Here is a 15,148-nt window from a genome sequence, read left to right on the forward strand (position 1 = left end):
CGTGAAAGCCTTGACCCTTCCGTCCTGCCGTGGCACCTGTCCGCCAAACAATCCATCACCTGAAGAAATCGATCTCCATGACCGCGACCCCGCCCGATAACATGAATCCGAAGCGCTCGTTCCAGGCGTTGATCCTGACGCTGCACAATTACTGGGCCGACAAGGGTTGCGCGGTTCTTCAACCCTACGACATGGAAGTCGGCGCCGGCACGTTCCATCCGGCGACCACCCTGCGCTCGCTCGGGCCGAAGCCGTGGAAGGCTGCATACGTGCAGCCGTCGCGCCGGCCGTCGGACGGTCGTTACGGCGAAAACCCCAATCGCATGCAGCACTATTACCAATATCAGGTCATCCTGAAGCCGAACCCGCCGAACCTGCAGGAGCTTTACCTCGGCTCGCTCGCGGCGATCGGCCTCGATCCATTGGTGCATGATATCCGCTTCGTCGAGGATGACTGGGAAAGCCCGACGCTTGGCGCCTGGGGGCTTGGCTGGGAATGCTGGTGCGACGGCATGGAAGTGTCGCAGTTCACCTATTTCCAGCAGGTCTGCGGCATCGAATGCTCGCCGGTCGCCGGCGAATTGACCTATGGTCTCGAACGTCTGGCAACCTATGTCCAGGGCGTCGACAGCGTCTACGATCTGAATTTCAACGGTCTCGAAGGCGACGAGAAGATCACCTACGGCGATGTCTTCCTGCAGGCAGAGCAGGAATATTCCCGGCATAATTTCGAATACGCCAACACCGAGATGCTGCACCGCCACTTCATCGACGCGGAGAAAGAATGCCAGGCGCTTCTCGCCGCCGGCGCGCCGGGCGACAACGCCAACCAACTGCTGCACAAGTGCGTTTTCCCCGCTTACGACCAGTGCATCAAGGCAAGCCACGTCTTCAATCTACTCGACGCCCGCGGCGTGATTTCGGTCACCGAGCGGCAGAGCTATATCCTGCGCGTCCGCACGCTGGCGAAAGCCTGCGGCGAGGCTTTCCTGTTGACGGATGCAGGCGGGGCGAATTGGGACAAGCAGGCGGCCTGAGTCACATTTCGTATCTCTAAGGTATTGGCCTGATGGCGAAAAGCGGATGACAATATCCGTTAGGCCACATAGTCTCCCTCGTGGTTGCATTCGCCACGGGGGTTCGCGATGTATTTCGCGATGTATATTGTTCTGGCGATCATCGTTCTGATCGCGCTTTATGCCGTTTTCATCTACAACGGTCTCGTTCGCGCCAGACAGGTGGCGGAGGAGGCGTGGTCCGGCATTGATGTGCAGTTGAAGCGCCGCGCCGATCTGATCCCCAATCTGATCGAAACCGTAAAGGGCTATGCCGCCCATGAACGCCAGACTTTGGAAGAGGTCGTGGCACTGCGCAACAAGGCGCAGGCCATGCCATCGGGCGATGTCGCCGCACGCGGGCAGGTGGAAGGCCTGCTTTCTCAGGCCCTCGGTCGTGTGATCGCGCTCGCCGAAGCCTATCCCGACCTGAAGGCCAATACGAATTTCATCGAACTGCAACGCTCGCTCGAAGGTATCGAGGAGGAAATCCAGATGTCTCGGCGCTACTACAACGGCGCGGCGCGCGAGCTGAACGTCAAGGTCGAGAGCTTTCCCAACAATCTTCTCGCCGGTCAGTTCGGCTTTTCCAAACGCGAATTTTTCGAAATCACCAACGAGGCCGACCGCGCCGTTCCCACGGTCAAGTTCTAAGATTCCGCCTATCGGTTTTGTGTCCGAGGCGGTAAAGGAAGCCGACCACAGGCCGTTGGCCGCTTTCTGGACTGACCAAAGAGATTGATGATGGGTAGAGCCAAACTCACGATTATCCCCCCGGCAAGCCGCTGACCGGACGCGCCATGCCGCCGGGATCGAAGTCTATCACCAACCGCGCGCTGCTACTCGCCGGCCTCGCCAGAGGAACCAGTCGGCTGACCGGCGCGCTGAAGAGCGACGACACGCGTTATATGGCCGAAGCGCTCCGCGCCATGGGGGTCTCGATTGATGAACCCGACGACACCACGTTCATCGTCACCGGCAGCGGCAAGCTTAAGTCGCCCGCCGCACCGCTCTTTCTCGGCAATGCCGGCACGGCGACCCGCTTCCTGACGGCCGCCGCTGCCCTGGTCGACGGCAAGGTGGTGGTCGATGGTGACGCTCATATGCGCAAGCGACCGATCGGCCCGCTGGTCGATGCCCTGCGCTCTCTCGGTATCGACGCGACCGCCGAGACCGGCTGCCCGCCCGTGACCGTCAATGGTACCGGCCGTTTCGAGGCGAGCCGCGTGCAGATCGACGGCGGCCTCTCCAGCCAATATGTTTCCGCCCTGCTGATGATGGCCGCCGGCGGCGACCGCGCGGTCGATGTCGAACTGCTCGGTGAGCATATCGGCGCGCTCGGCTATATCGATCTCACGGTCGCCGCGATGCGCGCTTTCGGAGCCAAGGTCGAGCGCACAAGCCCGGTGACCTGGCGCGTCGAGCCGACTGGCTACCATGCGGCGGATTTCCTCATCGAACCCGACGCTTCGGCTGCGACCTATCTCTGGGCGGCCGAAGTGCTGACCGGCGGCAAGATCGATCTCGGCACGCCGGCGACCGAATTCTCGCAGCCGGACGCCCGTGCCTACGATATGATCTCGCAGTTTCCGCATTTGCCCTCCGTCATCGACGGATCGCAGATGCAAGACGCCATTCCGACGCTCGCCGTCCTCGCCGCCTTCAACGAAACGCCGGTGCGCTTTGTCGGCATCGCCAATCTCCGCGTCAAGGAATGCGATCGCGTCCGGGCGCTGTCGAGCGGCCTGTCGCGCATCGTTCCCGGCCTCGGCACGGAGGAAGGCGACGACCTGATCGTTGCTTCCGACCCGAGCCTTGCCGGCAGGACCTTGCCGGCCGAGATCGACAGCTTTGCCGACCACCGCATCGCTATGAGCTTCGCGCTTGCCGGGCTCAAGATTGCCGGCATCACCATTCTCGACCCCGATTGCGTCGCCAAGACCTTCCCGGCCTATTGGGACACTTTGGCCTCGCTCGGCGTCGCCAACGACGAATAGTACCGCTCCCCAGAGGGAGGGTGGATAACCGTTCCTGACATATCGCGCCCGAGATAGGGCGCCATTGGATCACATGGGGGTGTGATGACGCGTTGGCTTTCCGGATTTGTCCTGGCCTTGCTCCTGCTGTTTTTCGCAACGGCAGCGCCGGCGGCCGAAGTCATCAACGCCTTCGATCAGACGATCACGTTGAACCGCGACGGTTCGATACAGGTCACCGAAACGATCGCCGTGAATGCAGAAGGCCGGGCCATCCGTCGCGGTATCTTCCGGGATTTTCCGCTGACTTTCATCGATTCTGCCGGCCGTGAAGCGCACGTGGATTTTGACGTTGTCTCCGTCGAACGCGACGGGCAGCCGGAAGATTGGAGCAAGGAACGCATCGAGGGCGGGGAACGCATCTATATCGGAAATGCCGATCGGATCATAAGCCGCGGCTCGCACACGTTCCGCATCACATACAACACCAACAGGCAGATCCGCTATTTCGACGATCACGACGAACTCTATTGGAACGTCACCGGCAATGGCTGGCTATTCCCGATCTTGCGCGCCTCAGTCACGGTCGCCCTGCCGGATGGCGTGAAGCCGCTGCAGCTTGCCTATTATACCGGGCCGATCGGCGCGACGGGCCAGGACGCCAGCGCCAGCGCGCAGGCGAACAAGGTCACGTTCGTCACGACACGGCCTCTGGCCCAGGCCGAGGGCCTGACGATCGCCATCAAGCTGCCGAAAGGCGCGATCGTAGCGCCGAGCAGCAGCCAGCAATGGCGCTGGTTCATCACTGATCATCTCGACGCGATCATCGCCATCGGCGGCTTGGTTTTGGTGTTCGCCTACTATCTCCGCAGCTGGATTGCCGTCGGGCGCGATCCGCGGCCGGGCGTGATGGTTCCGCGCTGGGATCCGCCTGACGGTATTTCCCCGGCGCTGGTCAACTATATCGACAATAGGGGGTTTTCCGGTGCGGGATGGAGCGCGCTGTCGGCATCGGCGATCGATCTTGCAGTGCGCGGTTACGTTGTCCTCGACGATTTGAAGAGCAGGGTGGTCATCCGGGCGGCTGGCAAGGCAGCCAGCGATCTCAGCGGCGGCGACAAGGTGCTCATGCAGGCCGTTGGGCCTTTCTCACCGCTTGTCATCGACAAGGAAAACGGTGAGGCGGTGCAGCGGCTCGGCTCGAAATTCCGCAGCGCGATCGAGCGTGACCATCGCGGCGAATACTACAAGGCCAATCGCCTTTACATCGGCATCGGTGCCGCACTGTCGGTGCTCATCCTGGCCGCTATCGTCATCTTCGGCCGCCTGCATGAGAATGCCCTGCCGCTCATCGTGGTGCCGGGCTTCCTTTCGATTGTCGTCACCGTCTTTGCCGGTGCGATAGGCCGGACATTCCTTCGCCATGATGCCGGTCTCGGACGGCGCATCTTTTCCGTGCTGATCTTCGCGTTCATCGGCTTCGTCATGGTGTCGGCCATCGCCAGCGTTTTCGCGGCGGTCGTGGTGCCGCTGATGAAAGCGGGCGAACTGCCGCTGGTGGCCGGCATAGTCGGCATCTTCGCCCTTAACGTTGTCTTCTTCTTCCTGATGGGCGCTCCGACGCCTCTCGGCCGAAAGATGATGGATGGCATCGCTGGCCTGAGGCAATATCTGACGCTTGCCGAACGCGACCGGATGAATATGCAGGGCGCGCCGCAGATGTCGCCGCAGCACTTCGAAAAACTGCTGCCCTATGCGGTCGCACTCGGCGTCGAAAAGCCCTGGTCGCGCGCTTTCGAAGCCTGGCTGGCCACAGCCGCAGGCGCAGCTGTGGCCGCGAGCTATGCGCCGGTCTGGTATTCCGGCGATTTCCACCCGGGCAATATCGGCGGCACGATCGGCGATTTCTCCTCGTCCATGGCATCCACCATCGCCTCCACCATTCCGGCACCGGTATCGAGTTCTTCCTCTGCATTTTCGGGCGGCGGTGGCGGCGGTGGAGGCTTCTCCGGCGGTGGAGGAGGAGGGGGTGGCGGAGGCGGATGGTGATCGAACACCTCCCCTTTGAGGGGGAGGTCGGGGCAAAGCGGCGGATCGTAATTTAACCGTTTGCCGGGATGACTTTTGCCGCCGGGCTTGCTAAGTCCGCCCGGACCCTTTTTGCCTCAACATAAAAGACAGTTCTCATGCCCGATCTCCTTCTCGAACTCCGCTCCGAGGAAATTCCCGCCCGTATGCAGCGCAAGGCTGCCGGCGACCTGAAGAAGCTCGTCACCGACGCGCTGGTCGAAGCGGGTCTTTCCTATGAGGGTGCACGCGAATATTGGACACCGCGGCGTCTGACGCTGGATATTCGCGGCCTGACGGCGCGTTCCGCCGACGTGCGCGAGGAGCGCAAGGGACCGCGCACCGACGCCAATGAAAAGGCGATCGAAGGTTTCCTGCGCGGCGCCGGCCTGTCTTCCATTGCGGAAGCGCAGGTGCAGAGTGATCCGAAGAAGGGCGATTTCTACATTGCGGTCATTTCCAAGCCCGGCCGCGCCGCCGAGGACATCATCGCCGAAGTCATGCCTGGGATCATCAAGGATTTCCCTTGGTCCAAGTCGATGCGCTGGGGCAAGGCGTCGGCCAAGCCCGGCTCGCTGCGCTGGGTGCGCCCGCTGCAGTCGATCGTCTGTCTCTTCGGCACCGAGCATGAAGAGACTGCCGTCATCCCCTTCGAGATCGACGGCATCGTCGCTTCGAACGTGACTTATGGCCACCGTTTTCATGCGCCGCAGGCGATCATCGTCAGGCGCTTCGATGACTATGCGGCGAGCCTCGAGAAGGCCAAGGTCATTCTCGATGCCGAGCGCCGCAAGGACATCATCCTGCACGATGCGCGCGACATCGCCTTTGCCACTGGCCTGGAACTGGTCGAGGATGAGGGTCTGCTGGAAGAGGTTTCAGGCCTGGTAGAGTGGCCGCAGGTGTTGATGGGCTCCTTCGAAGAGGATTACCTGTCGATTCCGTCGGAGATCATCCGACTGACGATCAAGACCAATCAGAAGTGCTTTGTCACCCGTCCGCAGGTCGGCGAGACGCTCTCCAACCGCTTCATCCTTGTCGCCAATATCCAGGCGACGGATGGCGGTAAGGAGATAATCCACGGCAACGGCAAGGTCGTGCGCGCCCGTCTTTCCGACGCGCTGCATTTTTGGAAGCGCGACCAGGGCGACCTGCCGGACCTCGAAACGCTGGAAGCGTCTGCCGCAAAATTCGGCCTCGACCTGACGAAGCCGCTCGATCAGCGTATGGCAAAGCTCGACACGCTGAATGTCACCTTCCACGCCAAGCTCGGCAGCCAGGGCCAACGCGTCTCCCGCATCCGTTTGCTGGCGGCTCAACTTGCGAAGATTACCGGCGCCGATCCGGCCAAGGTCGATCGCGCCGCCGTGCTCGCCAAGGCCGATCTGCGCACCGAAGCCGTGGGCGAATTCCCGGAACTGCAGGGCGTCATGGGTCGCAAATATGCCGTGCTGCAAGGTGAAGACGCTTCGGTGGCCGCCGCGATCGAAGATCACTACAAGCCGCAGGGACCCTCCGACCGCGTGCCGGACGACGAGGTGGCGATCACCGTCGCGCTCGCCGACAAGCTGGACACGCTGATAGGCTTCTGGGCGATCGACGAAAAGCCCACAGGCTCGAAGGACCCCTATGCGCTGCGCCGTGCGGCTCTGGGCGTAGTGAGAATCCTGCTCGAACGGAAGGTTCGGCTGCCGCTGTTGGCGACGACGAAAGACGTCGATCTTCTCGCGTTCTTCCATGATCGCTTGAAAGTCTACTTGCGTGACCAGGGCGCCCGTTACGATCTTATCGACTCCGTGCTGACACCGGAGGCCGACGACCTTTTGATGGTTGCCCGTCGCGTCGAGGCGCTGACGGCTTTCATCACCTCGGAAGACGGCAAGAACCTGCTCGCCGGCACCAAGCGCGCCACGCAGCTTCTCGCCGCCGAGGAAAAGAAGGGCACTGTCATAGCCGATGGCGTCTCGGAAGCGCTGTTGAAGCTCGATGCCGAGAAGGACCTCTTCGCCGCCATCAAGGCAGCCTCCGCCGAGGCGTCCGATGCGATCGCCAAGGAAGATTTCCGCTCGGCCATGTCAGCGCTCTCCAAACTGCGCGCGCCCGTCGACCGCTTCTTCGAGGATGTTCTCGTCAACGACGAGGATGCTGCCATCCGCGCCAACCGCCTTGCTCTGCTGCGGCTGATCCGTGAGGCCACGGGCACGGTCGCGGATTTCTCGAAGATCGCGGGATAAGACATGGAGGCGCGATGACCGGAAAGATCCTCGTCAGCGCCTGTCTCATGGGCCATGCCGTTCGTTACGACGGCCGTTCCAAACCGCTCGTCCATCCAGCCATCGACCGCTGGCGGGAGGAGGGGCGGCTAGTGACGATCTGTCCGGAAATGTCCGCGGGAATGGTCGTGCCGCGACCGCCGGCCGAAATTGCAGGTGGCGCCACTGGCGAGGATGTGATTGCCGGCACGGCGGGCGTGACGGAGATCACGGGCGGCGATGTCACTGCAGAATTTCGTCAGGCGGCTGAAAATGCCTTGGCGCTCGCACAGGAAACCGGCTGCCGCTATGCTCTCCTGATCGACGGAAGCCCGTCCTGCGGTTCCGGCTTCATCTATGACGGCACCTTCTCCGGCGGCCGGCATCCCGGTAATGGCGTTACAGCTGCGTTGCTGAAGCAAGCCGGTATCGAAGTCTATTCCGATCGCGAAATCGATCTGTTGGCCGAGCGGATAGCCGCCGACTGTTGAGATGAGGTCAAAAGGCGGAGCAAGAAATGCAGGATATTTTGAAACAGCAGGCTGCGCTCCAGGCGGAAGCAGATGCAATCGTAGATGCGCTCGATCTCGACAGCATATTGTGCATCACCGGAAATCCTGTTCGCGTCGGAAGTTCCGCACTGGGCGTGATGGTTCGCCGGGACATCGACGTCACGGTCATTTGCAAGAAATTGGATCGGGCTACGCATGTCGCGATAGCGCAAATCGCCGGACAACTGATGCTTCATCCGCGCACGGGCGCAGTGCGGTTCAGAAATGACACTGGTTTCTGGAACAAGGTCCCCGAAGAATATCCCGATGGTCTTTATCTCGGAATAACCTATCGTTCTGAAGACGATAAAGACTGGAATCTCGATATATGGTTCGTTGATGAGCCGGAAAGACAGCCAGATCTCAAACATCTCGAGACTATTCTTCCGCGTCTGTCGGTAACGATGCTGGAAACAATTCTGACGATCAAGTCGGCGCTGGCCGCTGGCTCCCTTGCTTATGACAAGCCGGTTCCGAGCTTTCTTGTGTATGAGGCTGTGCTGGACGGCGGCGTAAGCGGTGCTGCTGAATTCCAAACCTGGCTGAAACAAAGGCTGGCGTAAAGCAAAACCGCCGGATTTCTCCGGCGGTCTGATGATTTGCGTCGATGTGGGCTCTGGGATCAGGCGGCGCGGCGGTTTTGTGCGAGCGGACGGCCGTCGTTGACGCGGAAGCCGCGGATGAGCCCGAGCAGGTCCTCAGTGTCGGCGGCGAGCGTTTCGGCCGAAGCGGTGGTTTCTTCCGCCATGGCAGCGTTCTGCTGCGTGGCGGCATCAAGCTGGTTCATCGACGAGGAGATCGAGCGCAGCGTCGTGTCCTGTTCGGAGGCGCTGTGGGCGATCTTCGAGACGATCTCGTTGGCCGCCTTGATCTGGTCGGAGATGCGCTTCAAGGCTTCGCCGGCCTCGCCGACCAACCGCACACCCTGGTCGACCTGGCCGGAGGAGCGGGCGATCTGGTCCTTGATCTCCTTGGCGGCAGCGGCCGAGCGCTGCGCCAGTTCACGCACCTCCTGGGCGACGACGGCAAAGCCCTTGCCGGATTCGCCGGCCCGGGCCGCCTCGACGCCGGCATTGAGCGCCAGGAGGTTGGTCTGAAAGGCGATCTCGTCGATGACACCGATGATCTTGCCGATCTCTTCCGACGACTTCTCGATGCCGCTCATTGCTTCGATCGCCTGGGCGACGACGGCATCGCTGCGCGAGGCCTCGGTCGAGACGGCATGCACGCGCTTGCTGGCCTCATGTGCGCCTTCGGCGGTCTGGCGCACGGCGACGGTAAGCTCGTCGAGGGCGGCCGAGGTTTCCTCCAGGCTTGCGGCCTGGCGCTCGGTGCGCTGCGACAGTTCGTTGGAGGCGCGGCGGATCTCTTCCTTGGAGACGCCGATATCGTTGCCCTTGGCATTGACCCGGCCCATGGCGGCTTCCAGATGCGACAGCGCCTCGTTGAAGTTGTTGCGCAGGCCGGCATAGCCGGCACCGATATCGCCGCAGCGCACGGTCAGATCGCCCTGGGCAAGCTCTTCGAGTGCCCGGCCGATGGTGGCGACGACGCGGGCCTGTTCCTGGGCCTCGTCCTGCTGCTGGCGCAGGTTCTGCTGGCGTTCGGTGTTGATTTCCTGCTCCTGTGCCGCCTGGCGCGCGGTCAGCGCATGACGTTCGCGGATCTTTTCCTGCAGCGCCAAGGTGGCCTTGGCCATCAGGCCGATCTCATTGCGCATACCGACATGCGGGATCGCCGTCTTCACGTCCTCGTCGGCAACAGCCTTCAATGCGGCGTGAACCTCCGTCAGCGGCTTGGTGATGCCGCGGATGAAGTACAGCGCGGCGGCGATGCCGATCAGGAAGACAACGCCGCAGATCAGCAGCGCATTCCACATTGTCGTGTTGATCTGGGTCTGGAGGTCGTCCATGTAGACGCCGCAGCCGAGAACGATCTGCCATGGCGCGAAGGCGGCGGAATAGCTGCCTTTCAGGAAGAAGTCACTGTCGGGATGGCCGGGCTTGTTCCAATAATAGATGGTGCGTCCGCCGCCCTTGATACCCTTCTCGACCATTTCCTTGCTGAAATGCGTGCCGTTCTTGTCAACCTGGCCGGACATGTCCTTGCCGATATTGACCGGGCTTGGATGGATGCGCTGGATGACGTTGTAGTCGAAACCGAAGAAATAGCCCGACGGTTCGAAGCTCACATGCGAGAGAACCTTGAAGGCCTCGGCCTGTGCGGCCTCATGCGTCATCTCACCGGATTTTTCGCGCTGATAATATTGATTCAATACCGAAATGCCGGACTCGACCTGCGTGCGAAGCATGTCGAAACGGTCGTCGTAGATGGAATCCGCCTGCGACCGGATCTGGAAATAGGTCGCCACGGCGAAAGCCGCCATAAGCACGCCCAGAAGGGCGAAGAGTTGGTGTGCGATCTTGAGATTCTTCATAATGCCTCGCGCCAGGGTAGGGTGAATACCGGCGCGGTTTCCTACCGCCTGTGCGATCGCCTGGGAGAACCCAATACGCTTGCCGCCGCTCGAATGACATGCTGCTGTCCGGTGCAAGCAAAATCGCGCCTTATATCTAATAAACTTTTAATCAAATCAGAGTGATCGGAAATTAAGCAATTTTAAGCAGCCGATTTGTTGCATCACAATAAACAATACTGAAACACGCTCAATATTATCTTGAGTCATGTGCGAAGCTTCTATGCTTTGTCTGTATAAAACGAATGCGCCCCTGCTTCTCTTCAGGGGCGCATTGGTCTGCCTTGCGGCAGACCCCGTCGACCGAAACCTTGGCCGGGCGGGGCAGGGAACGGGATCAGGCAACCATTACTACTGGCGAAGCTCAAAGCCGGAGAGATCGAGCGGCGCGGGTGCCTTTGCCTTGGCGGATTCAGGCAGGGCGGCCGTCATTGCGGTCATATCGATGCCGTCGGCTGGAGCGCCGGCGGCTGCCAGGGCCTCCGGCGTCGGCTTGGAGATAAAAACAACCGGTGAGCCGCCCATCCAGGCCTCGGTGCGCACCACCTTCCTCTGGCCATCGATGTCGCGCACGACGATGGACTGTGTGCCTGGCTCCAGGTCCGGCACCACATAGTCCTTTTTGACCATCGGCGGTTTGAGGGCGGGGCAATCGGTGCAGACCTTGTCGATGATGCTGCCGGCGCCGGTTTCCGTCTTGCTGTCGATGGGTTGGATCGACGACGCCATGGCCGAGCCGCCGGCCAGCGCAAATGCCAAAGTCAGGAAGAAGGGACGCATTACAAACCACTCCGTCTCATGTTGAGAGGGAGAATAACGCCCCTTTGTTTCTATCCCGTCAGGAGATTGGGTAAAAGTTTAATGGACGCAGAGAACGGGACAGATTTGCGGTTTTCGCGTCAAATCTTTTCGCGTTCGATTGCGCGCCAGCCAATGTCGCTGCGATTGAAACCGTTCTCCCATTGCACCTCGCCGGCAAGGGCATAGGCGCGTTTTTGTGCCTCGCTTACGGTCTTGCCGGTCGCAGTGATATTCAGCACCCGGCCACCGGTTGCCACCAATGCGCCGTCCTTCAGCGCTGTGCCGGCATGGAACACCTTGGCGCCATCGCTATCGGCGGGCAGAGCTGCTATCGGCGTATTCTTGGCATAGGAGCCGGGATAGCCCTTCGAGGCCATGACCACGGTCAGCGCCACATCATCGCTCCATTCGGCGCTGACCTGATCCAGCGTGCCGTTGGCGCAAGCGAGAAGCAGCGGCAGCAGGTCGCTCTTCAACCGCATCATCAGCACCTGGCATTCCGGATCACCGAAGCGGACGTTGTATTCGATCAGCTCCGGCCCCTTGGCAGTGATCATCAGCCCGGCAAAGAAGACACCGGAGAAAGGATAGCCGCTTTCCGCCATGCCGCGGATCGTCGGCTCGATGACTTCCTTCATTGTGCGCTCGACCATGTCAGCCGTCATGACCGGAGCGGGCGAGTAGGCGCCCATGCCGCCGGTATTCGGGCCGGTATCGCCGTCGCCGACGCGCTTGTGGTCCTGCGCGGTGGCGAGTGCCAAAGCGTGCTTGCCGTCGCAAAGGCAGAAGAAACTTGCCTCCTCGCCGTCGAGATAGGCTTCGATCACGACTTCGGCGCCGGCCGCTCCGAATGCGCCTTCGAAACAGTCATCGATCGCAGCCAGCGCTTCGTCGACCGTCATCGCCACGGTGACGCCCTTGCCGGCGGCGAGCCCATCGGCCTTGACCACGATGGGCGCACCCTGCGCGCGGATATAGGCTTTCGCTTTCGGCGCATTGTTAAAACGCTGATAGGCACCGGTTGGGATATCGTAACGGGCGCAGATATCCTTGGTGAATCCCTTGGACCCCTCCAACTGCGCGGCGGCGGCAGACGGCCCGAAGACGGCGATGTTGTCGGCTCGCAACCGGTCGGCAAGGCCGGCGACCAGCGGCGCTTCCGGACCGACAACGACGAAATCGATGGACTTCTCCTTGCAGAAGGCGGCGATCGCGTTATGGTCTTCGATGTCGATGGCGGCAAGCTTCGCATGTTCGGCAATGCCGGGATTGCCGGGCGCAGCGTAGAATTCCGTCATCAGCGGCGATTGCGCCAGCTTCCAGGCCAGCGCATGCTCGCGTCCGCCCGATCCGATCAACAGAACTTTCATGGCTTGCCCTCTTCTAACGTCCATTTGCGCGGTTAAGGGCCGTTGGACCAAAGGTCAAGCGGCAAATCCTGTGGAGGCATAGGCTACAACATTGCAACGCCTTTTTGTGCCACTATGGTCGCCGCACTTCTATCAAGTTCAGAGAATCATATGGCCGCTGACATCCGCTCTCTTGCCGCAACCATCGCCACTGAGATCAATTCCCGTCCTGATCAGGCCAAGGCCGCGATCGAGCTTCTCGACGAAGGCGCGACGGTGCCGTTCATCGCCCGCTATCGCAAGGAGGTGACCGGTGGTCTCGACGACGGCCAGTTGCGCACATTGGCGGAACGCCTCGTCTATCTGCGCGAGCTGGAAGCCCGCCGCGCGGCGATCGTCGAGTCGATCACCGGCCAGGGCAAGATGACCGACGAGTTGATGCGCAAGATTGCCGTGGTCGCCACCAAGGCGGAGCTGGAAGACCTCTATCTGCCGTACAAGCCGAAGCGCCGTACCCGCGCCGAAATCGCCAGGGAGCGCGGCCTTGGCCCGCTTGCCGATACCGTTCTTGCCGATCGCTCCAAGGAACCGGCTGTCCTCGCTGAAGGTTTCATCACCGCTGACGTGCCGGACGTGAAGACGGCGCTCGAAGGCGCCCGCGATATCATCGCCGAAGGCATTGCCGAAAATGCCGACCTGCTCGGCAAGCTGCGCATCTATATGAAAACGAATGCTGTGCTCAAAGCCAAGATCGTGGACGGCAAGCAGGAGGCGGGCGCGAAATTCGCCGACTATTTCGACCATCATGAACGTTGGGCAACCGCCCCAGGCCACCGCGCGCTCGCCATGCTGCGCGGCTGGAATGAAGAGATGCTGACGCTGACCATCGATGTCGATGTCGATGCCGTCTCGCCGAACAAGCCGGTCGAGCGGATGATTGCGACAGCCTACGAAATCGGTATGAGCAAACCCGGCGACCGCTGGCTGACGGAGGTGGCGAACTGGACCTGGCGTGTCAAGCTCTCCATGTCGCTGTCGCTCGATCTGATGCGCGAGCTGCGCGAACGCGCCGAAGAGGAGGCCATCCACGTCTTCGCCCGCAATCTGAAGGATCTGCTGCTCGCCGCTCCAGCTGGCTCGCGCGCGACCATGGGCCTCGATCCGGGCATTCGCACCGGCGTCAAGGTCGCCGTGGTCGACGGTACCGGCAAGCTGCTGGAGACGACGACCGTCTATCCTTTCCCGCCGAAAAACGACGTGCGCGGCACGCAGGCGACACTGGCCGCACTGGTGCGCAAGCACAAGGTCGAACTCATCTCCATCGGCAATGGCACCGGCAGCCGCGAGACGGAGAAGCTGGTAGCCGATATGCTCGCCGACCTGCCGGCGCCGAAACCGACCAAGGTGATTGTTTCGGAGGCAGGCGCATCCGTCTATTCGGCCTCGGAAACGGCGGCGCTGGAGTTTCCCGGTCTCGATGTATCGCTGCGCGGCGCCGTCTCCATCGCCCGTCGCCTGCAGGATCCGCTGGCGGAGCTCGTCAAGATCGAACCGAAGTCGATCGGCGTCGGACAGTACCAGCACGACGTCGACCAGCAGAAGCTGTCACGCTCGCTGGACGCGGTCGTGGAAGATGCGGTCAATGCGGTTGGCGTCGATCTGAACACGGCGTCCGCGCCGCTGCTTGCCCGCGTCTCCGGTCTCGGCCCGTCGATCGCCGACGCGATCGTCAAGCATCGCGACGGCGAGGGGCGCTTCGAGACGCGCCGCGATCTCCTGAAGGTTGCCCGCCTCGGTCAGCGCACCTTCGAGCAATGCGCCGGCTTCCTGCGCATCCCCGATGGCAAGGAGCCATTGGACGCCTCATCGGTGCATCCGGAAGCCTATGGTGTGGCCAAGAAGATCGTTGCGGCCTGCGGCCGTGATCTGCGCAGCCTGATGGGTGACGCAGCCGTGCTGAAGGCTATCGATCCGCGCCAGTTCATCGACGAAAAATTCGGCCTGCCGACGGTACGCGATATCCTCGCCGAACTGGAAAAGCCCGGCCGCGATCCGCGCCCGAGTTTCAAGACCGCGACCTTTGCCGAAGGGATCAACGAGATTGGCGATCTCATGCCTGGCATGCTGCTGGAAGGCACGGTGACCAACGTCGCCGCTTTCGGCGCCTTCGTCGATATCGGCGTCCACCAGGACGGCCTCGTCCACGTCTCGCAGCTTGCGGACCGCTTCGTAAAAGACCCGCATAAGGTGGTCAAGGCTGGCGATGTTGTGAAAGTCAAGGTTGTAGAGGTCGACGTCAAACGTAAGCGAATCGGTCTCACAATGCGCAAAGATGGCAGCACTGTGGCAACCGCGCCCGGACGCGAGTCGCGCGAACAAAGCGGCGCCCGCAACGCTGGCGGTAGGCATGACGGCCGACCGAAACCGCAACAGCAGGGCAGCTTCGGCGCCGCTCTGGCAGATGCACTCAAGCGAAAATAAGTACTTAGCGAGAGTCAGTGCAAGAATGTCACACTCTGGCAGAGTTGTTGCCAGAGTGCCAACGCATGCGAAAAGGTGAGCTTGCCACAATGCGCTGAGGCGCTAAAGTCAGCCACAATGTCATGTCATCATATGCGAGG

The 15,148-nt window shown here is 61.4% G+C and carries 10 protein-coding genes and 1 pseudogene; 8 read left to right on the forward strand and 3 right to left on the reverse strand.

Annotated features, from left to right (window positions below; translation table 11 throughout):
* The first annotated feature begins 77 nt into the window (after positions 1–77).
* The 7 genes and pseudogenes from CCGE525_RS05205 (at position 78) to CCGE525_RS05235 (ending at position 8,464) form a co-directional block, all read left to right on the forward strand.
* Entirely contained in the window at positions 78–1,037 is a 960-nt protein-coding gene (locus tag CCGE525_RS05205) for a glycine--tRNA ligase subunit alpha (RefSeq protein WP_120703357.1), read from the forward strand.
* A 120-nt stretch (positions 1,038–1,157) separates the two neighbouring features.
* On the forward strand, positions 1,158–1,709 hold the full coding sequence (locus CCGE525_RS05210) for a LemA family protein (RefSeq protein WP_120706263.1): 552 nt from the start codon (positions 1,158–1,160) through the stop codon (positions 1,707–1,709).
* A gap of 87 nt (positions 1,710–1,796) precedes the next feature.
* Positions 1,797–3,052 (forward strand): annotated as a pseudogene (locus CCGE525_RS05215) (3-phosphoshikimate 1-carboxyvinyltransferase).
* Positions 3,053–3,136: 84 nt separating this feature from the next.
* Positions 3,137–5,080, forward strand: coding sequence for a DUF2207 domain-containing protein (locus CCGE525_RS05220; protein WP_120703358.1), 1,944 nt, complete (start codon positions 3,137–3,139; stop codon positions 5,078–5,080).
* Between the two features lie 137 nt (positions 5,081–5,217).
* Positions 5,218–7,332 carry a glycine--tRNA ligase subunit beta gene (gene glyS, locus CCGE525_RS05225; RefSeq protein ID WP_120703359.1) on the forward strand — a complete coding sequence of 705 codons (2,115 nt, stop codon included), beginning with the start codon at positions 5,218–5,220 and terminating at the stop codon, positions 7,330–7,332.
* A 14-nt stretch (positions 7,333–7,346) separates the two neighbouring features.
* Positions 7,347–7,841, forward strand: a complete 495-nt coding sequence (locus CCGE525_RS05230; protein WP_120703360.1) for a 2-thiouracil desulfurase family protein — start codon at positions 7,347–7,349, stop codon at positions 7,839–7,841.
* A 26-nt stretch (positions 7,842–7,867) separates the two neighbouring features.
* Positions 7,868–8,464 carry a hypothetical protein gene (locus CCGE525_RS05235; protein WP_120703361.1) on the forward strand — a complete coding sequence of 199 codons (597 nt, stop codon included), beginning with the start codon at positions 7,868–7,870 and terminating at the stop codon, positions 8,462–8,464.
* Positions 8,465–8,523: 59 nt separating this feature from the next.
* On the opposite strand, the gene CCGE525_RS05240 is transcribed toward CCGE525_RS05235, so the two are convergent.
* The 3 genes from CCGE525_RS05240 to purD form a co-directional block, all read right to left on the reverse strand.
* Positions 8,524–10,338, reverse strand: a complete 1,815-nt coding sequence (locus tag CCGE525_RS05240; RefSeq protein WP_120703362.1) for a methyl-accepting chemotaxis protein — start codon at positions 10,336–10,338, stop codon at positions 8,524–8,526.
* Between the two features lie 390 nt (positions 10,339–10,728).
* Positions 10,729–11,157, reverse strand: coding sequence for a plant virulence effector HPE1-like domain-containing protein (locus tag CCGE525_RS05245; protein WP_120703363.1), 429 nt, complete (start codon positions 11,155–11,157; stop codon positions 10,729–10,731).
* Between the two features lie 119 nt (positions 11,158–11,276).
* Entirely contained in the window at positions 11,277–12,548 is a 1,272-nt protein-coding gene (gene purD, locus CCGE525_RS05250; RefSeq protein WP_120703364.1) for a phosphoribosylamine--glycine ligase, read from the reverse strand.
* Positions 12,549–12,698: 150 nt separating this feature from the next.
* Here purD and CCGE525_RS05255 point away from each other — a divergent pair, with 150 nt between their 5' ends.
* A complete protein-coding gene (locus CCGE525_RS05255; protein ID WP_120703365.1) occupies positions 12,699–15,008 on the forward strand; it encodes a Tex family protein in 2,310 nt (769 codons plus the stop codon).
* Positions 15,009–15,148: the final 140 nt, after the last annotated feature.

The sequence above is a fragment of the Rhizobium jaguaris genome (genome assembly GCF_003627755.1).
In the GTDB taxonomy this organism is placed as follows: domain Bacteria; phylum Pseudomonadota; class Alphaproteobacteria; order Rhizobiales; family Rhizobiaceae; genus Rhizobium; species Rhizobium jaguaris.